20 protein-coding genes and 2 pseudogenes are annotated in these 23,002 nt (G+C 70.7%); 16 read left to right on the forward strand and 6 right to left on the reverse strand.

The window, feature by feature from the left end:
* Positions 1–48 precede the first annotated feature (48 nt).
* The 4 genes and pseudogenes from R2B38_RS47600 (at position 49) to R2B38_RS47615 (ending at position 4,709) form a co-directional block, all read left to right on the forward strand.
* Entirely contained in the window at positions 49–873 is an 825-nt protein-coding gene (locus tag R2B38_RS47600; protein ID WP_318022440.1) for an IclR family transcriptional regulator, read from the forward strand.
* A gap of 49 nt (positions 874–922) precedes the next feature.
* The gene (locus R2B38_RS47605) at positions 923–1,939 is read left to right on the forward strand and encodes a zinc-dependent alcohol dehydrogenase (protein WP_318023083.1); all 1,017 of its coding nucleotides are present in this window, start codon (positions 923–925) and stop codon (positions 1,937–1,939) included.
* Between the two features lie 695 nt (positions 1,940–2,634).
* Positions 2,635–3,147 (forward strand): annotated as a pseudogene (locus tag R2B38_RS47610) (carbohydrate binding domain-containing protein); the annotation flags it as partial.
* 161 nt (positions 3,148–3,308) lie between these two features.
* Positions 3,309–4,709 carry a glutamate decarboxylase gene (locus R2B38_RS47615; RefSeq protein WP_318022441.1) on the forward strand — a complete coding sequence of 467 codons (1,401 nt, stop codon included), beginning with the start codon at positions 3,309–3,311 and terminating at the stop codon, positions 4,707–4,709.
* Between the two features lie 88 nt (positions 4,710–4,797).
* Here the strand turns inward: R2B38_RS47615 and R2B38_RS47620 are convergent, their stop codons facing one another.
* The 3 genes from R2B38_RS47620 to R2B38_RS47630 all read right to left on the reverse strand — a co-directional run bounded on the left by R2B38_RS47620 (position 4,798) and on the right by R2B38_RS47630 (position 7,236).
* Positions 4,798–5,862, reverse strand: a complete 1,065-nt coding sequence (locus R2B38_RS47620) for a low specificity L-threonine aldolase (RefSeq protein WP_318022442.1) — start codon at positions 5,860–5,862, stop codon at positions 4,798–4,800.
* A gap of 76 nt (positions 5,863–5,938) precedes the next feature.
* On the reverse strand, positions 5,939–6,514 hold the full coding sequence (locus R2B38_RS47625; protein WP_033280946.1) for a helix-turn-helix domain-containing protein: 576 nt from the start codon (positions 6,512–6,514) through the stop codon (positions 5,939–5,941).
* On the reverse strand, positions 6,511–7,236 hold the full coding sequence (locus tag R2B38_RS47630; protein ID WP_318022443.1) for a metal-dependent hydrolase: 726 nt from the start codon (positions 7,234–7,236) through the stop codon (positions 6,511–6,513). Before R2B38_RS47630 ends, R2B38_RS47625 begins: the two co-directional genes overlap by 4 nt.
* Before the next feature lie 379 nt (positions 7,237–7,615).
* Here R2B38_RS47630 and R2B38_RS47635 point away from each other — a divergent pair, with 379 nt between their 5' ends.
* From R2B38_RS47635 to R2B38_RS47650, 4 genes are all read left to right on the forward strand, one after another.
* Positions 7,616–8,119, forward strand: a complete 504-nt coding sequence (locus R2B38_RS47635) for a hypothetical protein (RefSeq protein WP_318022444.1) — start codon at positions 7,616–7,618, stop codon at positions 8,117–8,119.
* A 198-nt stretch (positions 8,120–8,317) separates the two neighbouring features.
* Positions 8,318–8,728, forward strand: a complete 411-nt coding sequence (locus R2B38_RS47640) for a winged helix-turn-helix transcriptional regulator (RefSeq protein ID WP_318022445.1) — start codon at positions 8,318–8,320, stop codon at positions 8,726–8,728.
* A 130-nt stretch (positions 8,729–8,858) separates the two neighbouring features.
* Complete coding sequence (locus tag R2B38_RS47645) at positions 8,859–9,782, forward strand: NADP-dependent oxidoreductase (protein WP_318022446.1); 924 nt, start codon at positions 8,859–8,861, stop codon at positions 9,780–9,782.
* A gap of 132 nt (positions 9,783–9,914) precedes the next feature.
* Positions 9,915–10,928 carry an alpha/beta hydrolase gene (locus tag R2B38_RS47650; RefSeq protein ID WP_318022447.1) on the forward strand — a complete coding sequence of 338 codons (1,014 nt, stop codon included), beginning with the start codon at positions 9,915–9,917 and terminating at the stop codon, positions 10,926–10,928.
* 10 nt (positions 10,929–10,938) lie between these two features.
* Here the strand turns inward: R2B38_RS47650 and R2B38_RS47655 are convergent.
* Positions 10,939–12,036: pseudogene (locus tag R2B38_RS47655) on the reverse strand (FAD-dependent oxidoreductase); the annotation flags it as partial.
* A 159-nt stretch (positions 12,037–12,195) separates the two neighbouring features.
* Between R2B38_RS47655 and R2B38_RS47660 the strand changes: the two are divergent.
* Genes R2B38_RS47660 through R2B38_RS47685 form a run of 6 tightly spaced genes read left to right on the forward strand, consistent with a single transcriptional unit; the run spans position 12,196 to position 17,805 of the window.
* Positions 12,196–13,407, forward strand: coding sequence for an extracellular solute-binding protein (locus R2B38_RS47660; protein WP_318022448.1), 1,212 nt, complete (start codon positions 12,196–12,198; stop codon positions 13,405–13,407).
* Entirely contained in the window at positions 13,404–14,381 is a 978-nt protein-coding gene (locus tag R2B38_RS47665) for an ABC transporter permease (RefSeq protein WP_318022449.1), read from the forward strand. Before R2B38_RS47660 ends, R2B38_RS47665 begins: the two co-directional genes overlap by 4 nt.
* Positions 14,382–14,392: 11 nt before the next feature.
* Positions 14,393–15,199, forward strand: coding sequence for an ABC transporter permease (locus R2B38_RS47670; RefSeq protein ID WP_318022450.1), 807 nt, complete (start codon positions 14,393–14,395; stop codon positions 15,197–15,199).
* Positions 15,196–16,284 (forward strand): ABC transporter ATP-binding protein, encoded by a 1,089-nt coding sequence (locus R2B38_RS47675; RefSeq protein WP_318022451.1) that lies wholly within the window; start codon positions 15,196–15,198, stop codon positions 16,282–16,284. Before R2B38_RS47670 ends, R2B38_RS47675 begins: the two co-directional genes overlap by 4 nt.
* Entirely contained in the window at positions 16,281–16,958 is a 678-nt protein-coding gene (locus tag R2B38_RS47680; RefSeq protein WP_318022452.1) for a glycerophosphodiester phosphodiesterase, read from the forward strand. Before R2B38_RS47675 ends, R2B38_RS47680 begins: the two co-directional genes overlap by 4 nt.
* A complete protein-coding gene (locus R2B38_RS47685) occupies positions 16,942–17,805 on the forward strand; it encodes an inositol monophosphatase family protein (protein WP_318022453.1) in 864 nt (287 codons plus the stop codon). The genes R2B38_RS47680 and R2B38_RS47685 overlap by 17 nt, the downstream gene beginning before the upstream one ends.
* Here R2B38_RS47685 and R2B38_RS47690 read toward each other — a convergent pair.
* On the reverse strand, positions 17,774–18,187 hold the full coding sequence (locus R2B38_RS47690; protein WP_318022454.1) for a DUF6069 family protein: 414 nt from the start codon (positions 18,185–18,187) through the stop codon (positions 17,774–17,776). The two genes, R2B38_RS47685 and R2B38_RS47690, sit on opposite strands and share 32 nt — an antisense overlap.
* Positions 18,188–18,400: 213 nt before the next feature.
* Between R2B38_RS47690 and R2B38_RS47695 the strand changes: the two genes are divergently transcribed.
* Positions 18,401–19,294 carry a LysR family transcriptional regulator gene (locus R2B38_RS47695; protein ID WP_318022455.1) on the forward strand — a complete coding sequence of 298 codons (894 nt, stop codon included), beginning with the start codon at positions 18,401–18,403 and terminating at the stop codon, positions 19,292–19,294.
* 147 nt (positions 19,295–19,441) lie between these two features.
* Positions 19,442–20,623: an aminotransferase class V-fold PLP-dependent enzyme gene (locus R2B38_RS47700; RefSeq protein ID WP_318022456.1), complete on the forward strand. Its 1,182-nt coding sequence runs from the start codon at positions 19,442–19,444 to the stop codon at positions 20,621–20,623.
* 21 nt (positions 20,624–20,644) lie between these two features.
* Here the strand turns inward: R2B38_RS47700 and R2B38_RS47705 are convergent, their stop codons facing one another.
* A complete protein-coding gene (locus R2B38_RS47705; protein WP_318022457.1) occupies positions 20,645–22,900 on the reverse strand; it encodes a glycoside hydrolase family 78 protein in 2,256 nt (751 codons plus the stop codon).
* Between the last annotated feature and the right edge of the window lie 102 nt (positions 22,901–23,002).

The following is a 23,002-nucleotide window of genomic DNA, read 5'->3' on the forward strand; positions in this document are numbered from 1 at the left end:
TGGGGCGCCTTCCGACAATCGACACGACGGTCTAATCTCTGGAACGCCATGGAGGATACGCAGCCGCACCACGCACCGACAGACCTCGGCGACGAGGGTCCAACAGGGCCCGACGGCAGCCGACTTGTGGGTGCCGACCGGGTCCTCGCCGTCCTCAAAGAGCTCTCCGGCTTTCCTCGGGGAGTGGGCCTCGACGAACTGACCCGCGTGATCGGCAGCCCCAAGCCGACCGTGCACCGGGCGCTGGGCGCGCTGCGCCGGGCCGGTCTCGCCACCCAGGACGACCGCGGCCGCTACGTCCTGGGCGACGAGTTCCTCCGCATGGCCTTCGCCCACCACGAGGCCCGTCCCGAACACGTCCGGCTACGGCCGCTGCTGGACGCGTTGGCGGCTCGGTTCGGCGAGACCGCGCACTACGCGGTCCTGGACGGGCGCGAGGTCGTCTACCGGGCCAAGGTCGACCCGCCGGCCGGTGCCGTCCGGCTGACCTCGACCGTGGGCGGCCGCAATCCCGCGCACGCCACCGGCGTCGGAAAGCTGCTGCTGGCCCACGAGTTGGGCACCCTCGAAGACGTCGGGGCCTGGATCGGCGACTCACCGCTCGAACGCCGTACACCCCAAACCCTGTGCGCCGCCGACGACTTGTACCGGGACCTGAGCTCCGTTCGCGCCCGGGGCTTCGCCTGCGACGACCAGGAGAACGAGGTCGGGGTCAACTGCCTTGCCCTGCCGGTGTACGCGACCTCTCCCACGAAGCCCTCCGGTGCGGTGAGCGTCAGCGCGCTGGCCTACCGGACACCTCTGTCCGTCCTGCTCGACGCCCTCGACGAGTTCCGTGCCGTGCTCGGACCGCTGGGCGAACCGCACTCATGAAGCCCCGCCGACCCGACGCCGGAGACCTGGAGAGCGACCCGTGCACCTGATGCGTGCCTTCGTGCTGACCGCCCCCGGACAGTACGCCGTCCATGAGGTCCCGGTGCCGGTGGCCTCGCCCGGTGAGGCCGTCGTCGACGTGGAACGGGTCGGCGTGTGCGGCACCGATGTGGAGTTCTGCACCGGGGCGATGGCCTACCTCCATCAGGGGCACTCCTCCTACCCGATGCGGCTCGGGCACGAGTGGTCCGGCCGGGTCGCGGCGGTGGGCACCGGGGTCGACCCGGTGTGGGTGGGGCGGCGGGTCATGGGTGACACCATGCTCGGCTGCGGTGCCTGCCGCCGCTGCCGCCGGGGGCACCAGCACGTGTGCGAGAAGCGGCAGGAGGTGGGCATACGCGGGGAGAGGGCCGGCGCCCTCGCGGAGCAACTCGCCGTGCCCGTCTCGTCGTTGCACGTCCTGCCCGACTCCGTGGACGCCGTGCTGGGCGCGCTGGTGGAGCCGGGCGGCAACGCGCTGCGGGCGGCACGGGCCGCCGCGGTCGGGCCCGGCGACCGGGCGCTGGTCCTGGGTCCCGGGACCATCGGGCTGCTCGTCGCGATGTTCCTGCGGGCCGCGGGCGCCGAGGTGCACCTGATGGGCCGCGGCGACAACTCCCCCGCCTTCGCCCGCGAGTTGGGTTTCGCCCACATGTGGACGGAGGAGTCGCTCCCGGACCTGCCGTTCGACGCGATCGTCGACGCCTCCAACGCCGTCCAACTGCCGGACATGGCAGTGCGGTTGGTCGAGCCGGGCGGACGGCTCGTGTATGTGGGGCTGGCCGGTGCGCCCAGCAGGATCGACACCCGCACGCTCGTGCTCAAGGACGTGACCGCGGTCGGCATCCTGTCCGCCTCCCCCGGCCTCGACGACACCATCCGCGCGTACGCCGACGGCTCCGTCGACCCGAGACCGCTGGTCGCCGCGACCGTCGGCCTGGAAGCGGTCGGGCCCGTCCTCGCCGGTGAGCGTCCGGCCGGAGCCGGGCCGGGGCCGAAGATCCATGTCGACCCGCGGTCGGGCTGAGGTTGGGCTGCCTCCCCCCTGGAGCCGGAGGGAACGACGGCCGCGAGGTTCCCGCCGGCGAACGGTCCGCCGACCGCCGTTGAGGCCGCATGGTGCCCAGCCGGCCGACTGCGCTCCGTACACAAGCAGATCGTCCAGGCGGGCCTCGGGATCAGACGTGGCCGACCGGGAGGGAAGCAGGCCGGTCCCCCGCGTACGAGCCGTGCGCTTCTGCCGGACCGACCTCCCCTGGAGCTTGCGGTGCGCCCTCTGAACCTCCAGAGCAAGCGGTGCGTATCCATTCCGCGAGGACAGATCCGCTCCCTGCCACGGGACGGAAGGAGAGCACCGTGTCCACACCTCCCGCGTCCGGCGCACCGGACGACCGCATCGCGCTGGAACCCATCCACGTGGTGCGCCCGCGCCGCACCGACGCACTGGCCCAACTGCTGGACGAGATACGCCAGGACAAGGACTACCGCACCCACACGACCGAGGTCGTACCCGCCCCGCGCACGCCGACAGGCGGCGACACAGGCGATACGGAGGAACTCCCGCCCGTCCCCGGCGGCAGGACGGAGGAACTCCCCGCACACGGTGGCGACGTCCGGCCGCCGCGCTCCGTGGACCGCCCGCGCCTGGGATCCGGGCAGCGCCGCGCGGCCGTGGTGATCGCGGTCGTCGCGGCGGCCGTCGCCGGATTCGGCTGCTCGCTCCTGCTCCCCAGCCCCACCGAGGCCACCCCGGCCACACCCCCGGCAAGCGCCTCGGCCGCTCCTACGTCGGCCGCCCCGAGCGTGGCCGGTGCGGCCGACGTGCTGACCAACCCCGGCTTCGAGTCGGGCAGCGTCTCGCCATGGAGCTGCGCGGGCAACCCGGGCTCCATCGTCGCCTCCCCCGTCCACACGGGCTCCAAAGCCCTTCAGGGGACGGTCAGTTCGAGCGACACAGCGCAGTGCGAACAGACCGTCGCGGTACGGCCGGACACCACCTACTCGCTCAGCGGCTGGGTCCGCGGCTCCTACGTCTACCTGGGCGTGACCGGCGGGAAGTCGACCTGGACCAATTCCCCCTCCGCCTACAGCCCGCTGACCGTCTCCTTCACCACCGGCGCGTCCCAGACCAGCGCGACCGTCTATGTGCACGGCTGGTACGCGCAGGGCACGTACCACGCCGACGACATCACGCTGAACGGGCCAGGTCAGAGCCCCACCGGAAAGCAGGACCAGCCCCGCGAAAAGTAATGCCCAGTATGTACAAGGGAAAATCCAGTTCATCAGTCCGCAAATCGATCACTGGATCGGTGTAATCGGCACATACGCCGCACCGCTCGGCGATCTAGCGTCGGAGTGCACGGGGCCGCACGGACCAGAAAGGCATCCAGACACTCATGCCCATCCCGCATACCGACGTCATGCCCGAAGCCGAGTTCGACACCCTGACCGTCTCCCGCACCGGCGGTCTCCCGCCGGCCGCCGACCTCCTCCAGCCCGTCGACGAGCTGCCCGAGTTCGCGTCGGAGCCCGACCTGGTCTGCCGCCGCGTACGCGACGAGCTGATGCTCGACGGCAACGCGCGCCTCAACCTCGCCACCTTCGTGACGACCTGGATGGAGCCGCAGGCAAGGGAGTTGATGGCGGAGACCGCCGAGAAGAACCTCGCCGACCGCGCCGAGTACCCGCAGATCACGGCGATGGAGGAGCGCTGCGTACGGATGCTCGCCCGGCTCTGGCACGCGCCGCACGCCGAGCAGGTCCGCGGCTGCTCGACCACCGGCTCCAGCGAGGCCGCCATGCTCGGCGGGCTCGCGCTCAAGCGCCGCTGGCAGGAACGCCGCCGCGCCCAGGGCAAGGACACCTCACGCCCGAACATCGTGATGGGCGCGAACGTCCAGGTGTGCTGGAAGAAGTTCGCCAACTACTTCGAGGTGGAGCCGCGTTACGTCCCGATGGAGCCGGGCCGCTACCACCTCACCGCCGACACGCTCACCGCGTACTGCGACGACAACACCATCGGCGTGGTGACGATCCTCGGGTCGACGTTCGACGGTTCCTACGAGCCCGTCGCCGACATCTGCATGGCCCTGGACGGCTACCAGGCCGCCACCGGCACCGACATCCCCGTACATGTCGACGGCGCGTCCGGCGCGATGGTCGCCCCGTTCCTCGACCCGGGCCTGATGTGGGACTTCCAGCTCGAACGCGTCGCCTCCATCAACACCTCGGGGCACAAGTACGGCCACGTCTTCCCCGGCCTGGGCTGGGCGCTGTGGCGAAACGCCGAAGCCCTTCCCGACGACCTGGTGTTCGAGGTCGACTACCTCGGCGGCAGCTCCCCCAGCTTCACCCTCAACTTCTCCCGCCCGGGCGCGCATGTCGTCGCGCAGTACTACAGCTTCCTCCGCTACGGCGTCGAAGGGCTGCGCAATCTGGCGTCGCAGAGCCGCTCCACGGCCCGTGCGCTCGCCGCGCGCATCGAGACCATCGCGCCCTACGAGTTGATCACCGACGGCTCCGAACTCCCGGCGTTCGCCTTCCGGTTGACGCCCGGCACGCAGGGCTTCACGGTGTTCGACGTCTCCCACGCGATGCGGGCGCGCGGCTGGCACCTGCCCGCCTACAGCTTCCCCGCGCCCTGCCAGGACGTCTCCGTCCTGCGTCTGGTGGTGCGCACCGGGTTCACCGCCGAACTCGCGGGCATGTTCATCGCCGACCTCACCGAGGTCACCAGGAACCTCCACGAGACCCGCCCGACGCTCGCGCCGCCGCACCAGCCGCTCGTCACCGCCTGACGACACGCCCCGGCTCTCCCGGCGGCCAACTCACCTTTCTCGGCGCCGAATTGAGCATCGGTCGGCACGTGGTCCGCGGCGACACCCGTCAGTGGGTGTGGCGGCGGACCGCGTCCAGCAGGTGGTCGATGTCGTCGGCGCTGTGCGAGAACGCGGTGACGAAGCGGACGATGCCCGGCTCCCACCGGTCGTGGTAAAAGGCGTAGCCCTCGGCGAGGAGGCCTTCGGTGACCGGCTGGGGCAGGCGGCAGAAGAGGATGTTGGCCTGCGGGGTGGCCAACAGGCCTGCCCCGGCGATGGACTTGAGGCCGTCGCCGAGGCGGGTGGCCATCGCGTTGGCCTGGCGGGCGTTGCGCAGCCAGAGATCGTCGGTGAGGTAGGCGTCGATCTGAGCCGTGTTGAAGCGCATCTTGGAGGCGAGCTGGCCGGCGCGCTTGGCGCGGAAGGCGAGTTCACCGGCGAGGGAGGGGTCGAAGGAGACGATGGCGTCGGCGGTCATCGCACCGTTCTTGGTGGCGCCGAAGGACAGCACGTCGACGCCGGCCCTCCACGTCATCTCGGCCGGTGTGGCGCCGAGTTGGACCAGCGCGTTGGCGAAGCGCGCCCCGTCCATGTGGACCCGCAGGCCCGCGTCCTTGGCGATGGCGGACAGTTCGCGGATCTCCTCCAGGGTGTAGACGCTGCCGCTCTCGGTGGCCTGGCTGATGCTCACCGCGGACGGCTGCACGCTGTGCACGTCACCGGCCCGCCGACGCACCGCCGCCCGCAGCGCGTCGGGGTCGATCTTGCTGTCGGCACCCCGGACGCCGACGAGCTTGGCCCCGTTGGTGAAGAACTCCGGCGCACCGCATTCATCGGTGTTGATGTGGCTGTCCGGGTGGGACAGCACGCTCCCCCACGGCGGGGTGAGGGCGGCCAGGCTCAGACCGTTGGCCGCCGACCCGGTGGAGACGGGGAAGACATGGACGTCCCGTTCGAAGATCTCGCCGAGCCTGCGGCGGGCGCTGTCGGTGAACGGGTCGTTGCCGTACGGCAGGACCTGCCCGGCGGCCGCGTCGGCGACGGCGCGGGCTATCTCCGGGGACGCTCCGGCCATGTTGTCGCTGATGAAGGCGCGGCTGGAGGGCGTGGTGGCGATGGCGGAGGTGCTCATGAGCGGGGGTTCCTCGGTCTCAAGTACTGCTGAGGTCTTGGCTGTTGATGAGGTCTCGGGCACTGCTGACGGCGTCTCAGGTGCTGATGGGAGAGGCGAAGACGACGGTGATGTCGACCTCCTCGGCGCCGGTCCGGTAGAAGTGCGGGGCGTCTCCGGCGAACGCGAGCATGTCGCCGGGGCCCAGGTCCTGCGGGGCGTCGACGGGACCGGCGGTGACGTGCCCGGTGGCGATGAGCAGGTGCTCGATCGTGCCGGTGGCGTGCGGGACGCCGGCCAGCTCCGTCTCCGGCGGGATGCGCAGCCGCCAGATCTCCAGGCTGTTGCCGCTGCTGATCCGGCGTAGCAACTCCCGGGAGACTTCGCCGGGTTCGATGTCCGTGCCCGGGCGGAAGACCGGACCGGTGTCGGCGTCGCGCGCGAGCAGGTCGGCGATCGGGATGCGCAGGGCGATGGCGATCGCGTCCAGGGTGTCGATCGTGGGATTGCCGTTCCCGGCCTCCAGCTGCGACAGGGTGGCCTTGCTCAGCCCGGCCCGTCGGGCCATCTCCGCGGCGCTCATCCCGCGCTGCTGACGGCGCAGCCGGATCTTCGCGCCGACCGCGGCCGCGGTACTGCTCACCGGACGGCGGCCGGACGGCGGGGGTGTCATCGAAGGCTCCGGTGGGTCGCGGTGTAGGACACGCGGACACGGCCCTTCTTGACCTTCAGCGTCGGCAGCACCACGTCGGCCAGGTCCCCGAGGCTGCGCACATGCGTGCCGCCGCACGGCGCGGAGTGCAGCGCGCCGAGACGCACCACGCGTTGCCCGTCGGCGAAGTACCGCGCGGTGACCGGCAGTTCATCGGCGACCGCGGCCGCCACCGCGGCGCGCAGCTCGGCGGTCACAGCCTCCCGCCCTTCCGGGTCGGCCAGCCGCGCGTCCGCGTCCGGCGCCTGGAACTCGATCCGGGCCTGGCCGGGAAAGTGGATGCTCCCGGCCATCTCCCACCCCTGCGTCCGCCCGACCGCCTCGACGAGATGCCCGGCCGTGTGCAGCGCGGCATGCAGCATGCGGACCTGAAGATCGATCCGCGCCCGCACCGGCTCCCCCACACCGAGGCCCGAAAGATCGCCGCCCTCAGCCGCCGTAGCAACCACCAACCCCGACTCCCGCTCCCGGACCGGAACGATCGCCGCATCCCCCAACCACCCGCGATCGGCGGGCTGTCCCCCGCCCTGCGGATGGAACAGACAGTGCTCCACGGCCGCCCAGGGCGCCCCGTCCGTCTCGCCGACCGCGATCACCCGCGTGTCGACCTGCTCCAAGTAGGTGTCGTCGAGGTAGGCGCTGATCTGCCCGCCCACTCGAGAAGCCGCGATTGAATGAACCATGCGTTCACTATACCGAACCTCAGGAGAGATGACGAACGTATCGTTCGTTTTAATCAACGCCTCCGTCCGTGAGGCCGGAAATCGACGAATGCCCGAGAACACCCGGCCCACGGACCCGCCCCGGCATCCCACGCATCAGGAATCGCGCCAATGTCGGTACCCGGCGCCTCCCGTCCAACAGGCGCACCACCACCCCCACGCGCCCCACACGCCCACTCCATGCAGTGCGCGTACGCGACCCGAGTGATCACTTCACACACCCGCCGCACCGCCGTCACACGAGAAACGCATTCAGCCGATCCACCGTCGGGCCCCTCCCCGTGGGGCAGACGGCTCGCGCGCGGCACGCCTAGCCTCCCGGCCCATGCGATCACCACGTATGAGACGCCTGGGTCTCGCCACCGTCCTCGGTCTCCTCCTCGCCGTCTTCGGACTGGCCCCGAGTGCGAGCGCGGCGGACGCCGACCTGACCTTCGCCACCGACACCGCCACCACGACGCCCGGCGGCGCGGTGAAACTCTCGATGACGCTGACCAACAACAAGACCTACGACGTCCTGTTCGTCTACCAGACGATCGAGCCCACCTGGCTGACCACCCAGCGGCCGGACCTCAAGTACGGCTTCACCGACTGCGCGCTGACCACGGACACCGGCAGCACCCCCTGTACCGGCGTCGGGCCCACCGACCTCGGCCCGGACTACGGTGCCACCATCCCGCCCGGGCAGAGCCGGACCGTGACCCTGACCCTCCAGGTCGCCGCCGACTCGGGTTGCAATGGCGACATCGGCTTCTACTCGTACTACTACTCCGAGTTCAGCGACTCGACGAACGTCAGCGGCGGCCCGGTCTACACCCCGGAGACCCGCGTCCTCTGCGCCTGACATCCGACCGGCCCGTCGCCGCCGTCCCCAAGTACGCTCCTTCGCCCCGCCGGTCGCCCGACCGGCGGGGCGAAGCGCATGGCCAGTTCGCGAAGCCGAACTCCTCGAACCGCGCACATGAGACGAACCCCAGGCGGGTTACGATCGATTGGTAAGTAGGCACTCTTGAGTGCGTTGCACTCCTGGCGGGAGAACCAGATGGCCACCAAGCAGAAGCAGGCACGCCCGGTCGAGCCCGGCACGTACGAGGCGTACATGCACGACTGCCCCGCGGTGGCCCTGCTCTCGACGATCAGCAACCGCTGGGTCAGCCTGACGATGTGCACCCTCGGGTCCTACGGCGAGCCGATGCGGTACAGCCACATCAGCCGCGAGATCCCGGGCGTCAGCCAGAAGATGCTCACCCAGACGCTGCGCATGCTCGAACGCGACGGCATGGTGACCCGGACGGTCACGCCGACCGTGCCGGTACGCGTCGACTACGAATTGACCCCGCTCGGGCAGGGCCTGTACGGCCTGCTGTCCCAGGTGCGCGACTGGGCCGCCGAGAAGACCGACGAGGTCGACGAGGCGCGCGGACGCTACGACGCCCGGCAGACCGACCAGTGACGGCGGGCGACAGGCGACAGCCCGGCCCACCCAGCGGGCCGTAACGCACTTTAAAGTGCCTACTTACTAATCGATCGTTACCCGCCTAGCGTTTGTGGTGTTCGGATACGCAAACTGAATGGCGGACGTCATGCGCGCTGTAGTCGTCAAGAAGATCGGTGGACCCGAGGCCGTCGAGGTCCTGGAGGTTCCCCTCCCGGAGCCGGGCCCCTTCGAGATCCGCGTCAAGGTCGCGGCCGCCGCGCTCAATCCCGCCGACGCCGCTGTGTGGGGCGGGTTCTTCGGCCCGATGGACGAGGTCGAATACACAGGGCTCGGCCTGGACGCCGCCGGGACGATCGACGCGGTCGGTACGGGTGTCCTCCTGGAGGTCGGGACGCCGGTCATCGTGTTCCACTCCCCCGTACTGCGCCCCACCAAGGCCCAGGCCGAGTACCTGGTGACCGACCTGAACTCCATCGCCCCCGCCCCCGAGGGCATGGACCTGACGCTCGCGGCGACCATCCCCCTCAACGCGATGACCGCCTCGATGGCCCTGGACCACCTCCCGCTGCGCCCTCGCGGCACTCTGCTCATCACGGGCGCCGCCGGGGCCGTGGGCGGCTACGCCGTCGAGTTGGCGCGGACGCGGGGTGTGCGGATCGTCGCGCAGGGGCGGCCCGAGGACGAGGAGTTCCTGCGCGAGCGCGGTGCCACCTGGTTCGTGTCGCGGGACGAGCAACTGAGCGACGCGGTACGCCGGTTCGTGCCGGACGGCGTGGACGGCGTCCTCGACGCGGCGGCCCTGGGCGCACCCGCGCTGGCGGCCGTCCGCGACGGCGGCACCTTCGTGAGCGTGCGGGTCGACGTACTGCCGACGCCGGAGCGGGGCGTGACCGTACACAACACCATGGCAGGCCCCGAACCCACCCGCCTCGCCCACCTCTCCGCCCTCGCCGAGGTAGGCGTCCTGACACCACGCGTGGCCCAGACCTACCCCCTGTCCCAGGCACCCGAAGCCCACGCCCAGCTCGCCCGGGGCGGCCGGCGCGGCCGGATCGTCCTGGTGCCGTAGACCCCGGGACCGCCCTGCGGCAACGGAAGGAGCCGGTCACCTCCGACACGGCGACGGCTTCCTCCGCCGGAAGTGGAGGAAGCCTCTCCATGTCCGTTGACGTTTTTTTTACGACGGTGACAGGATCGCTATATGGAACCTGAGATCCCGTCCGTTCCCAAGCTCCCCGTGCCTGCGGCCAGCACCATCGCCCCGCCGGACCTCGCCGACAGCACCTTGCTGAATGTCGGCGCGAGTCCGCAGATGACCCTTGGCACGGTCGAGATCGAAAGCCACCCGGACGTCACGTTCAGCGGCGTGGGACTGCCCAACGGGGAGTCGCGCGATCTGAAAGCCGACGTTCTTCGGCCGGCGACGGGAGACCGGCTTCCGCTGGTCCTCTTCCTTCCCGGTGGTGCGTTCCTTCGCTGCAACAAGGCGATGGCGTTCGACGTGCGTCGTCACGTCGCCGAATCGGGCTTTGTCGTCGCCAGTGTGGAATACCGCGTCGCGCCGGACGGTGGCACCTACCTGGATTCCGTCCACGATGTGCGTGCCGCTCTCGCCCATCTGCGGCAGCACGCGGACGACTTCGGCATCGACCCGCGTGCGGTCGCCCTCTGGGGAGAGTCCGCCGGGGGTCATGTGGCGGCACTGACGGGTGTCACGAATGACCTGCCCGAGTTCTCCGGAGACTCGGGCCCCTCCTCAACAGGCGCTGCGCAAGCCGTGGTTGACGCCTTCGGCACCTCCCTGTTCTCGGCGATCGCCGACGACTTCGACGAGGCGGCGCGACTCCACTACGAGCGCACGGCCACGCATTTCTCGGCCTACGTCGGCAAGGCGGGCGCGCTGTTCTCGGACATCCCCGAGGCGGTGAGGGCCGCGGATCCCGCGACCTACGTGACGGCTTCGGCGCCGCCGTTCCTCCTCCTCCACGGCAGCGACGACATGCTCGTCTCCTCCTCCCAGACACAGCACGTGCACCAGGCTCTTCTCGCCGCCGGCGCGGACAGCACGCGCTATGTCGTGGCCGGGGCACATCACGGGGATCTCGGAGTCCTCCCGGATTCGGACGCCGCCCTTGCCTGGTCGTCCGCGACCGTCATGGACATCGTCACCGCATTCCTGCACCGCCATCTCGACAGCCCCGACCTGCCGAAGTGAGCGAGTTCCCTCAGTGGGTCTGCTCGCCTCCCGCGAACATGTCGAGCAGGCTCTGCGGCGCGTTGTCACCGAAGAGCGCCTCGTTGAGGTCGGCGCCGTCGGCCGCGGCCTCGGCGCTGCGGGGGAAGAGAGGTCGCTCGTATGCGGTGAGAGCGGCTTCGGGGTCGTCGGGGTGGGCAGCGAGGGCCTTGCCGAGTTCGGCGCCGTCGTACATGGCCAGGTTGGCGCCTTCGCCGTTCGGGGCCGAGAGGTGGGCCGCGTCACCGAGCAGGGTCACGCCGGGAACGCGGTCCCAACGGTGCGAGATGGGGAGCGCGTAGAGGGGTCGTAGGACAAGCGGGGTGTCGCTGTCGGTGATCAGGGCGGTGAGTTCGGGGGCCCAGCCGTCGAATTCCCGCGCGACCCGCTGGGCCGCCGTGGCGGAATCGGCGAAGTCGATGCCGGCGAACCAGTCCCGCGGCCTGGACAGCGCCACGTAGGTGTGGAGGGTGCCGCCGCTCTCGCGGTGTGCCTGGATGCCCTTGCCCGGCGCGAGCGCGAACAGGGATCCGCCGCCGACCGCTTTCGCGACCGCGGGGTGGCGGTTGTCGGCGTCGTACAGGTAGGTCTCGACGTACGACTTGCCGGTGTATTCGGGTGCCGCGTCGGACAGCAGGGGCCGGACCCGTGACCATGCGCCGTCCGCGCCGACCAGCACGCCGGTGATGACAGTGGTGCCGTCGGCGAAGGTCACCTCGTGGCGGCCCTCGCCGAGCGCGCGGACGCCGGTGACCTTGTGTCCCCACCGGACGGTGCCTGCCGGGAGCGAGTCGAGGAGGATCCGCCGCAGTTCGCCGCGCAGCACCTCGGGACGTCCCCGCGCGCTGTTGTCGTCGAACAGGACGCTCCCGTCCGGGGCGAGGACCCGTGTCGCCTCGCGGCCTTCCAGCACGAGGCCGCGGAACTCCTCGGTCAGGCCTGCCGCGGCGAGGGCCGGCCGGCCGTTGTCCTCGTGGATGTCGAGCATCCCGCCCTGGGCACGTGCGGTCGGGGCGGGCTCCGCCTCGTAGACGGTGGCCGGGATGCCGTGGACATGCAGGACGCGGGCGAGCGTGAGGCCGCCGAGTCCGTCGCATGACTGAGGACCCCCGGCCGCCGCCCGCCGAAGTGTCGCCCTGAAAAAAGTCCTCGTTCATCCGGTTGTTCCCGAACCCCACCGGCACCCCTGCCTATCGTGCGCCGGAACAGAGCGTTCCGCCCCCGAACCAGAATGCCCGGAGCAACCACCATGCCCAGCCGGACCCTTGGCCGTTCCCTCGCCGCCTCACCTCAGTCCGAGCGACTCCCCCGGTCCGCCCGGAGCGTCGCCGCGCTGCTGTGCGCCGCGACCCTCACCATGGCCGTCTCCGCCTGCTCCTCGTCGTCGTCCTCTTCCGCGTCGGCCGGCGGAGCCGCCGCCCACCACCTCACCGCCTACGTCAGTGGTGACACGAACATCCAGAAACTGTGGGAGGACATCGTTGTCCCGGCCTTCGAGAAGGCCAATCCCGGTTACCAGGTCAAGGTCGTCTTCTCCGCGCACGGCACCGCCGACGCGACCACGCTCGCCAAGCTCCAGGCCGCCGCGAAGACCGGCCGCGACCCCGGTTACGACCTCATGGAGTCGTCCGTCACCCTCAACGCGGCCACCGCCGGTCTGCTCACCAAGGTGTCGGCGAAGAACGTGCCGGGCCTCAAGGACGTCGACTCCGCCCTGCTCGGCCCGGTGGCCGACTCGGCCGTGCCGTACCGCGGTTCATCGGTCGTGCTGGCGTACGACGCGACGAAGGTGAAGACTCCGCCGAAGACGTACGACAGCCTGATCTCCTGGATCAAGGCCAACCCGGGCGAGTTCGCGTACAACAGCCCGGCCACCGGTGGCTCCGGCGGCTCGTTCGTCGAGACGACGCTCGACCGGCACCTCGACGCGAAGACGCTGAAGACCTTCCAGAACGGCTACGACGCCTCCCTCGAATCCAAGTGGGACCCGGGGTTCAAGGAGTTGAAGGCCCTGAACAAGGACGTCTACGGCAAGGGCGTCTACCCCAACGGCAATCAGGCCGTGCTCGACCTGCTCGCCAAGGGCCAGATCGAGCTGGCCCCGGTCTGGTCGGACCAGTACCTGTCGGGCATCCAGAACCACACCCTCAACTCCGGCATCGAGTTCACCCAGATATCGGACCCGACGTTCACCGGCGGCGCCTCCTACCTCGGCGTCCTCAAGGCGAGCAAGAAGCAGCAAGCCGCCCTGAAGCTGGCCGACTTCTTCCTCCAGGCACAGCAACAGGACGCGATCGTCAAGCAGTTGGGCGCCTACCCGGTCATCCCGGCGACCAAGCTGCCCGCGGCGACGGCCGCCCGGTTCAACGGCGTCGACGTGGGCAACCTGCGCGCCGGTTACTCCGGCCAGACCAGCAGCGACATGAACAACCTGTGGCAGCAGAAGGTGCCCGGTCAGTGAGCGGGACGAGTACTACGGGTACTACGGCGGGGGCGGCGGACGGTGCGGGTACGCGCCGCCGCCGTTCCCCGGCCGGGGCCAGAACCGGCGCCGTCGGCGCCCTCATGGTGCTGCCGCCCCTCCTGGTGGTCGCCCTCTTCGTCGGCATCCCGGTGGTCTCCGGAGTCCTGTACACCCTCGGCCACTTCGGCGGCCTGAACTCCGTCATCGCCTCCATCGGCCTGCACCAGCACCCGGCCGACCACTGGTGGGGCACCCTCGCCGCCTACCGCGAGGTCCTCACCAGCGACACCTTCCTGCGCAGCCTGACCGTGACCGTCGAGGTGACGCTGGTGAGCGTGGTGGCCGTCTTCGCGCTCGGGCTCGCCGTGGCGCTGTACGCCCGACTGTCCGGCGGCCGAACCGCCCGCCTGGTCACCGCACTTGCGGTGACCCCGCTCTTCCTGCCAGCAGTCATCGGCTCCTACGCGATCCTGACCTTCTACGCCGGTGACGGCGCCCTCACCACCATGGCGCACGCGGTGGGCTGGTCCTCCGCACCCCGGCTGAGCTACACGACCTGGGGCGTGATCGTCGGCCAGGTGTGGACCAACCTCCCTTTCGCCGTACTGGTGTTGACCTCGGGACTGGCCGCCGTACCGGACGCGCTGATCGAGGCCGCCCGTGACGCCGGGGCCCGGCCCGCGCAGGTCGTGCTGCGTGTCCTGCTGCCGATGACGAGTGTGCCCGCGGTCATCACGGCCACATTCACCACCATCGCGGTGCTCGGCAGTTTCACCGTGCCCTATCTGGTCGGGCCGACCGCGCCGACCATGCTCGGGGTCCAACTCGCCAACGCCTTCCAGTCGTTCAACCAACCGCAGCAGTCCCTGGTGATGGCCGTCGTCGTCTTCGCGCTCGCCTCGGTGGTGGGCGTGGCGTACGTCCGGTCCAACGTCCGCGAGGCCCGGCGTGCCGCGTCGGTGACGCGGTGAAGGGGCAGCACATGACCGTCGTCCGTCGCGCGGGCGGTGCCGTACTGGCCGCGCTGCTCGCCCTGTTCATCCTCGGCCCGCTGCTGTGGCTGCTCCCCCACGCCTTCGCGGACACCTGGCGCTACCCCGATCTGCTCCCGCAGGGCTGGACCCTGCGCTGGTGGTCGACGGTCGCCGACAATCCGGACCTGGTCGCGGCGGTGCGCTGGAGCTTCGTGTTCGCGCCGGTGGTGACGCTGCTCTCGGCGGTGATCTGCCTGCCGGCCGCGTACGCGTTCGCCCGCCGCGACTTCCCCGGGCGCCGCTTCTTCCTGGTGGCGCTGTTCTCCGTCAACGCGTTCCCGAAGATCGGGCTGTACGCGGCGATGGCGTCCCTCTTCTACACGCTGAACCTGATGACGACGTTCTGGGGCGTGGTCGTCGTGCAGCTGCTGGGCACGGTCGTCTTCATGACCTGGCTGCCCGCGGCGGCGTTCGCCGCGGTGCCGCGCAGTCTGGAGGAGGCCGCCCGGGACGCGGGCGCCGGTCCGCTGACCGTCTTCCGGCGGGTCACCCTGCCGCTCGCCCGCCCCGGCATCCTGGTGGCGCTGATCATGTCGTTCCTGGCCGCGTTCGACGAGGCCCAGGGCACCCTGCTGGTCGGCGCGCCCACGTACACCACCATGCCCACCGCGATGTACAGCATGGTCACCAACTACCCCGAGGGCGTCGCCGCGGTCTTCTCCCTCCTGCTGTCCGTGCCGTCCGTCCTGCTGATGCTCGGCGTACGGCGGCACATCATGGGCGGCCATCTCGCGGAAGGGTTCCAACTGCGGTGACCAGCACCACCGTTCACACGGCCACCGCCGGACTCGTACTGTCCGGCCTCACCAAGACCCTCGGCGGCAGGACGGTCGTCTCCGGCCTTGACCTGCACGTCGAACCCGGCGAGATGGTCTGTCTGTTGGGCCCTTCGGGCTGCGGCAAGACCACGACCCTGCGGATGGCGGCCGGGTTCCTGACCCCGGACTCCGGCCGGGTCGAGATCGGCGGCACGGACTACGCCGCCGTACCGCCCGAGCGCCGCCCCACCGCGATGGTGTTCCAGAACTACGCCCTGTGGCCGCACATGACGGTCCGGCAGAACATCGGCTTCGGCCTGAAGATGCACAAGGTCCCGCGCGCCGAGGCCGACCGCCGGGTCGCCGAGGCGCTGGAACTGGTCGGCCTCACCCACCACGCCGACAGCCGCCCGGCGCACATCTCGGGCGGCGAACAACAACGCACCGCGCTGGCACGGGCGTTGGCCCTGCGCCCCCAACTCCTCCTGCTGGACGAGCCGTTGTCCAACCTGGACGCCAAGCTGCGCGAACGGGTCCGCGAGGAGATCCGGGACATCCAGCAACGCCTCGGCATCACCACCCTGTTCGTCACCCACGACCAGGACGAGGCGCTCAGCGTCGCCGACCGCATCGCCGTCATGAACGCCGGCCGCATCGAGCAGTACGCGTCCCCGGACGAGCTGTACCGTACCCCGGCCACGCTGTTCACCGCCGAGTTCGTCGGCAGCCTGAACCGTCTCGACGACGCCTTCGCCGCGCCGGGCACGGTACGGCTCGGCCACGTCACCCTGCCCTGCGCGGAGTTGACCGGCCCGGCGGGATCGGGCCTGACGGTCGGCGTCCGCCCGGAGGAGGTCCGCCTCGACGGCACCTCCGAAGGAGCCGCCGCCCGGGTCGAGAAGGTGCTCCCCCGCGGCCACTTCACCGAGGTGGTCGTCGAGTTGGAGGGCGGCCCACGTCTGCGGTCGTACGTCTCCGGTGCTACGGCACCCACGCGAGGCGACGTCGTACGGGTGCGGGTCGGCCAGGCCCTGTCGTACGCGACCGACCCAGCCGTAGCAGCGGAAGCGGAGGCGGCATGAGGACGGGACGTCCGCTGGCCGTGGCGCACCGGGGTGACCCCCGGGCCGCGGTGGAGAACACCCTGGAGGCCGTGCGGCTGGCGGCGGGCGCGGGTGCTGCCGCGATCGAGGTGGATCTGCGCCGCACGGCGGACGGCGTCGTCGTACTGCATCATGACGACGACCTGCGGCGTCTGTGGGGGCGTCCGGAGTCGGTCGCGGCCCTGACGCTGGCCGAGTTGCGGGACATCGCTCCAGCCGTCCCGACCTTGCGTGAGGCGCTGGAAGCCGCCGACGGGGTGCCGCTGCTGCTGGACACCGGCGACCCGGTCGTCGCGACGGCGGCACACGCTGAACTCGGGCGTCTCGGAGCGGTCGCCATGTTCTGTGGCGCGGCGGAGGCGATGGCGGCGGTGCGGGCGCTCGACGAGCGGACCACGCTGTTCCTCAGTTGGTACGGCGAACTTCCGCCGTCCGAGGGTGTGTTGGGAGCCGTTCGCCCGCAGTATTTCAATCCCGAGCACCGGTTCCTGAGCGAGGAGTCGGTGGCGTACTGGCATGCGCGGGACCTGCTGGTGAGCTGCTGGACGGTGGACGACGCGGACCGGCGCGGCGAACTGCTCGCCTGGGGTGTGGACGCGATCATTAGCAACGACCTGAACGGGGTGGTGAAGAGCTGTGCCGAACGGACATGACCTGGACGGTGCTCTGCGGGTGGCCGTGGAGTTGGCCGAGTGGGCGACGGAGGCGATCCGCAGCGGGAACCAGGGAGGCGCTGGTCCGGTCCGGGAGAAGGCGAGCCCGGCCGACATCGTCACCGACACGGACGAGGCGGTGGAGCGGCACGTACGGGCGGTGCTGCGGCGGGAGTTCCCCGACTGGGGCATCGACGGCGAGGAGTACGGCGCGGAGGACGGGACGTCGGACGACGCACCGCACTGGGTGATCGACCCCGTGGACGGAACGACCAACTACGCCCACGGGCTTGGCTGGTGCTCCTTCTCCCTGGGCCTCGCGGAGCCGGACGGCTCCCCGCTGCTGGGCCTGGTGGCGGACCCGTGGCGGGGCGAGGTCTTCACGGCGGTGCGGGGCAAGGGCGCGCACCTGAACGGGACGTCGATCCACGCGGCGGACCACACCACGCTCACGGGCCATGTCTTCCTGACGGAGTGGGCGGCCCACGCGCACTGGCCGGGCCTGGACGCGCTGCTCGCGAAACTGGCCGAACGGCACTGCACGGCACGCGTGATGGGTTCGACCGCGCTGTCGTTGGTCCAGGTGGCGGCGGGCCGCGCGACGGCTGCCGCGATCGGCGAGTTCCACCCGGTGGACGGCCTGCCCGCCCTGCTCATCGCGACCGAGGCGGGTGCGGTGGCGATGCCTCAACTCCCTTCGTACGGAGAGCCGTTGCTGCTCGTGGCACCGGACGCGGCGGCGGAGGCCGGGGAGTTGTGGCGCACGACGGTCAAGGCCCAGCCGATCGACGGGTGGTCACCCGCCGCCGGTGCCCCTACGCCAGGGGCATCGCCTTGCGGTAGGTGACCACCGCGGCCGCCGCGACCGTCACGTGCATCAGGAGCAGCGCCCCGACACCGGTGGCGCCACCGTCGCCGTAGAGCAGGAAGTCGGGGACGAAGGACACCACGACGAGGGTCGGTACCAGCCGGCGCACCAGTGCCTGGGGGTCCTTCGAGACCTTGCGCAGGATGGCCCAGCCGAGGGCGCCGGCGACTATTCCGACCGTCGTCAGGAAGATGTACGACGGTGCCTTCAGGGGCTGGAAGTCGTCGGGCGCACCGGCGGCCAGGGCGAGTTGGGCGATCACGGTGTCGGCCGCGGCGGCAACCACGATCGCGGCGAGGACACCTCCGGCGACGACGAGCGGGCCACGGCGGACGGCGACGGCATCAGAGGCAAGTGACATGACAACTCCAGGGAGAGAGATTCCGGGCAGAGCCCAAGCCGCCCCGAGACGGATCGGATAGTTTGAACTCTCAAACGAGAGTCTGACCGACTCCGTTTGAAACTTCAAGCGCGCTTGCGGGTGAATGCCCGGCTCGCGGGGCGGGGCCGGGATCCGTCATCGTTCAGTGAAGTGAACCGCAGTGGCATGTGGCATGGGGACGGAGTGACGGGCATGTACAACCTGCGCCGCCTGGAGGTGCTGCGGGAGCTGAAGTACCGCGGCACGCTGGCCGCCGTCGCGACGGCCATGTCGTACAGCCCCTCGGCCGTCTCCCAGCAGCTGACCCTCCTGGAGTCGGAGGTCGGCGCACCGCTGCTGGAGCGAGAGGGGCGCGGGGTCCGGCTGACACCGCAGGCCGAGATCCTCGTCGCCCGTACGGAGAAGGCCCTACGGGAACTGGAGCGCGCCGAGACGGAGATCGCGGCCTCGCTGCGGGAGGTGTCCGGGACGCTCAGGGTCGCGGCCTTCCAGACCGCGATGCTCGCGCTGCTGCCCGCCGCGCTGACCTGGCTGCGCGAGCACCATCCCCGGGTGCGGGTGGAGGCCACGCAGGCCGAGCCCGACACCTCACTCCCCGGCCTGCTCACCCGGGACTTCGACCTCGTGATCGACGAGACGTTCCCCGGTCACCCGCGCCCGGCCCGCGCCTCGGAGGTCGAGCACCACCACCTCTACGAAGACGCCATGCGACTCGCCACCCCTACGCCCGTGGCGGCCGTGGCCGAACTGGCCAAGCACCCCTGGGTGATGGAGCCCGCCGGCACGCCCGCCCGCGCATGGGCGACCTCCGTGTGTCACGCGGCGGGCTTCGAGCCGGACGTCGCCTTTGTCTCCGCGGACATGCTGGCCCACGCACGGCTGGTCGAGCAGGGTCATGCGGTGGCCTTCCTGCCCGACATGCTGTGGTTCGACCGCACGCCCCGGCTGGCACTCGACACCTCCGCCGCCCACGTCCGCACCGTGCTCGCGACCGTGCGCGCCGGTGCCGGGGAGCATCCGCTGGTCCGGACGTTCCTGGCCGCGCTCGGGCACGCGATCGGCAGGCTGCCCGCGCGCACGGAGTGACCGCTCCAGAAGCCTCCGGACGCTTCCAGCCCGCGCCATTCATCAGTTTTCCTGGCCTTTCACATCCAGAAACATTCACTTTACTGAATGGGCGCGAGTTGAGAACGTGAAGGAACGGGTTCTTCGGACAGACGGGAAGCAGAGGACATGGACATCGACGCGCTCCGCCAGGACACCCCGGGCACCGCGAACCGGGTGCACCTCAACAACGCGGGAGCCGGTCTGCTCTCCCGTCGGACGCTCAGGGCCATGACCTCCCACCTGGAGCTGGAGGCGGCGATCGGCGGTTACGAAGCCGCCGGCCAGGAGCGCGACCGTATCCACGCCACCCACGCGAACATCGCCCGGCTGGTGGGCGGGCAGGCGGACGAGATCGCGCTGTTCGACAACTCCACCCACGCGTGGAACGCGGCCTTCTACTCCCTGACGTTCAAGCCCGGCGACCGCGTCCTCACCGGCCGGGACGAGTACGGCAGCAGCGTGCTCGCCTATCTGCAGACCGCCCGGCGCCACGGAGCCGAGGTCGTCGTCGTACCGGACGACGAGTACGGACAGCTCGACACCGCGGCCCTGGCCGACCTGATCGACGAGCGCACCAAGCTCGTCGGCGTCACCCACATCCCCACCAGCGGCGGCCTGGTCAACCCTGCGGCGGAGATCGGCCGGATCACCCGCGCGGCCGGCGTCCCCTTCCTGCTGGACGCCACCCAGTCCGTGGGGCAGTTCCCGGTCGACGTCGCCGAGATCGGCTGCGACATGCTCACCGCGACCGGCCGCAAGTTCCTGCGGGGCCCGCGCGGCACGGGCTTCCTGTGGGTGCGTCCCGAGGCGCTGGAGTACCTGGACCCGTACGTCACCGAGATCGAGGCGGCGACCTGGGACGGCGAGCGCGGCTTCACCTGGCACGACGGCGCACGGCGCTTCGAGACGTGGGAGGTGAGCTACTCCAACGTCCTCGGCCTGAGCGAGGCCGTCCAACAGGCCCTGGAAATCGGCATGGCCGAGATCGGCCGACGCGCCGTCGCCCTGGGCGCGCATCTGCGCGACCGCCTCGACGCGCTGCCCGGAGTCACCACCTACGACCTCGGCCGCGACCGGTGCGCCATCGTCACCGCGAAGGTCGACGCCGTCCCGACGGCCGATGTCGCGGCGGCGCTCGCGAAGCAGGGGATCAACGTCTCCACGACCGTGGCCGAACACTCCCAGTTCGACACCGAGAACCGAGGTGTCCACCCCTTGGTCCGGCTGTCCCCGCACTACTACAACACCGAGGCCGAACTCGACCAGGCCGTCGAGGCCGTCGCCGAGTTGGCCCGCACCACCGGCTGACACACCGAGGCCGCCCGGGGTTCACGGCAACCCGACCGCGGCCGGCGGCCAGTCGGGGGCGGCGTACGGACGCCGGAACGTGTGGCGTCCCGAGCCGACCTCGAACGGGGCTCTGCCGTCCGGAAGTTGCACCTCGGCGTGCGTGTTCGCCGGGACCAGCGCCTCCACGACGATGACGTCTCCCTCGATGCGCCAGCCCGCCTCGGCCCTGCCGTACGGGGTCTCGTGGGCCGCCTTCGCCCAGGTCAGGTCGCCGCCCGGGACCGGGGCGATACGCAGCCGCCGCCAGCCGGGTCCGGCTGCGGCGAGACCCGCGACCGTACGGTGCAACCAGTCGGCGACGGCGCCGAGGGCGTAGTGATTGAAGGAAGTCATCTCGCCGGGGTTGACCGTGCCGTCGGGCAGCATCGAGTCCCAGCGCTCCCACACGGTGGTCGCGCCCATGGTCACCGGGTAGAGCCAGGACGGGCAGTCCCTCTCCAGGAGCATGCGGTAGGCGAGTTGGGGCTCGCCGGCCGCGCACAGGGCGTCGCAGATCAGCGGCGTGCCCGTGAAACCGGTGGAGATACGGAAGGACGCTCGGCGCACGATCTGCGCCAACCGCTCGGCAGCGCCCCGCCGTTGACGTTCCGTCGGCAGGAGTCCGAAGGCGAGGGCCAGGGCGTACGCGGTCTGGGTGTCCGAGGACAGTCGCCCGTCCGGCGTGACGAACCGGTCGGCGAAGCGTTCGCGTACGGCCTGGGCGTGCGCACGGAAACGGACGGCATCCCCCTTGCCGTCCAACTGTCCGGCGGCGTCCAGGAGTTCGGCGACCTCAACGAGAACCTCGGCGGAGTGGATGACGTACGCGTTGGCCACGAGGTCGCCGTCGGTCCGCGCATCTCCCGGTCGGTCCGGCGGGGCCTGCGGGTCGAGCCAGTCCCCGAGTTGGAAGTCCTGGCGCCACAGTCCGTCGCCCTCCGCGGTGAGCCGGATCGTGGCGTCGACCCAGGCGCGCATGCTCGGGTACTGGGTGCGGAGCACCTCAAGGTCACCGAACCGCTGGTACAGGGTCCACGGCAGGAGGACCGCGACATCGGCCCACACCGCCTGGGCGCCCGCGTCCTGGAACGCGGCCGGCAGGACGTCGGGGACGACGAGGGGCGGCACTCCGTCCGGTCGCGCCAACTGCTCCGCCGCCAGGTCGCGGAGCCAGCCGGTCAGCATGCCGGAGCAGTCGTGGAGGAAGGACGCGGTGGGCGCGAAGACCTGGATGTCGCCGGTCCAGCCCATGCGTTCGTCGCGCTGCGGGCAGTCCGTGGGGACGTCGAGGAAGTTGCCGCGCATGCCCTGCACGACGTTCTCGTGCAGCCGGTTCACCAGGGGGTCCGAGCACTCGAACCAGCCTGTGCGGGCCATGTCCGTGTGAAGTACGACCGCTTCGACGTCGGCGAGGTCGAGGGGGCCGGGCCAGTTCCCGAGCTCGGCGTACCTGAAGCCGTGGAAGGTGAAGTGCGGTTCGTAGGTCTCGACCCGTTCGCCCTCTCCGCGCAGGACGTACGTGTCCGTGGCCGCGGCGAACCGCAAGGGGCGGGTGCTCAGTTCGCCGTGCTCCAGGACTTCCGCGTGGCGCAGGGTGATCTCGTGGCCCGCGGGGCCCGACACTCGGATGCGCAGTCGGCCGACCAGGTTCTGTCCGAAGTCCAGGACGGTTTTCCCCGACGGTGTCGTGATGACCTCGACCGGGGCGACGGTCTGGGTGCGTCGCACGGGCGGACCCGTCGGTGCCACCAACTCCGCACCGGCAGGAGGCAATTCGCGGACTTCGGTCCAGCCGGACACCTCGTGTCCCGGCGCGGACCAGCCCGGCCGCTCCCGCCGCGCGTCGTACGCCTCACCGTCGTAGATCTCCGAACGCAGCACCGGGCCAGCGGCCGTACGCCAGTGTTCGTCGGTGCGGACCGTCCGGGTCGTGCCGTCGGCGTACGCGATCTCCAACTGGGCGAGGAGCGCGCGGTGTTCGCCGTAGATGTCGCGGCGGCCGCCGTGGAAGCCTAGGCGTCCGGTGTACCAACCCTCGCCGAGCAAGGCACCGATGACGTTCTCGCCGGTTCGCAGCAACGGCGTCACGTCGAACGTCTGGTAGCGCAGACGGTGTTGGTAGGAGGTCCAGCCCGGGGCCATGACCTCGTCCCCCACACGCTCGCCGTTGATCTCGGCCGCGTAGACGCCGTACGCGGTGATGTACAGCCGGGCGGAGGCGACAGGGCCGGCGAGAGTGAAGTCGCGGCGGAGCAATGCTGCCGGGAGCGGTTCGTCGGTGGAGGCGTCGAGATCCGGGGTGATGGGGCGGGCCGTCCAGTCGGCCGCGTCCAGGAGGCCGGTCTCGGCGTACGCGTG

The sequence above is a fragment of the Streptomyces sp. N50 genome (assembly GCF_033335955.1).
Taxonomy (GTDB): Bacteria; Actinomycetota; Actinomycetes; order Streptomycetales; family Streptomycetaceae; genus Streptomyces.

Bases quoted from the DNA above. Each gene is read 5' to 3' on its own strand.
- R2B38_RS47600 (WP_318022440.1), top strand. From the start codon at position 49: ATGGAGGATACGCAGCCGCACCACGCACCGACAGACCTCGGCGACGAG.
- R2B38_RS47605 (WP_318023083.1), top strand. From the start codon at position 923: ATGCGTGCCTTCGTGCTGACCGCCCCCGGACAGTACGCCGTCCATGAG.
- R2B38_RS47615 (WP_318022441.1), top strand. From the start codon at position 3,309: ATGCCCATCCCGCATACCGACGTCATGCCCGAAGCCGAGTTCGACACC.
- R2B38_RS47620 (WP_318022442.1), bottom strand. From the start codon at position 5,862: ATGAGCACCTCCGCCATCGCCACCACGCCCTCCAGCCGCGCCTTCATC.
- R2B38_RS47625 (WP_033280946.1), bottom strand. From the start codon at position 6,514: ATGACACCCCCGCCGTCCGGCCGCCGTCCGGTGAGCAGTACCGCGGCC.
- R2B38_RS47630 (WP_318022443.1), bottom strand. From the start codon at position 7,236: ATGGTTCATTCAATCGCGGCTTCTCGAGTGGGCGGGCAGATCAGCGCC.
- R2B38_RS47635 (WP_318022444.1), top strand. From the start codon at position 7,616: ATGAGACGCCTGGGTCTCGCCACCGTCCTCGGTCTCCTCCTCGCCGTC.
- R2B38_RS47640 (WP_318022445.1), top strand. From the start codon at position 8,318: ATGGCCACCAAGCAGAAGCAGGCACGCCCGGTCGAGCCCGGCACGTAC.
- R2B38_RS47645 (WP_318022446.1), top strand. From the start codon at position 8,859: ATGCGCGCTGTAGTCGTCAAGAAGATCGGTGGACCCGAGGCCGTCGAG.
- R2B38_RS47650 (WP_318022447.1), top strand. From the start codon at position 9,915: ATGGAACCTGAGATCCCGTCCGTTCCCAAGCTCCCCGTGCCTGCGGCC.
- R2B38_RS47660 (WP_318022448.1), top strand. From the start codon at position 12,196: ATGCCCAGCCGGACCCTTGGCCGTTCCCTCGCCGCCTCACCTCAGTCC.
- R2B38_RS47670 (WP_318022450.1), top strand. From the start codon at position 14,393: ATGACCGTCGTCCGTCGCGCGGGCGGTGCCGTACTGGCCGCGCTGCTC.
- R2B38_RS47680 (WP_318022452.1), top strand. From the start codon at position 16,281: ATGAGGACGGGACGTCCGCTGGCCGTGGCGCACCGGGGTGACCCCCGG.
- R2B38_RS47690 (WP_318022454.1), bottom strand. From the start codon at position 18,187: ATGTCACTTGCCTCTGATGCCGTCGCCGTCCGCCGTGGCCCGCTCGTC.
- R2B38_RS47695 (WP_318022455.1), top strand. From the start codon at position 18,401: ATGTACAACCTGCGCCGCCTGGAGGTGCTGCGGGAGCTGAAGTACCGC.
- R2B38_RS47700 (WP_318022456.1), top strand. From the start codon at position 19,442: ATGGACATCGACGCGCTCCGCCAGGACACCCCGGGCACCGCGAACCGG.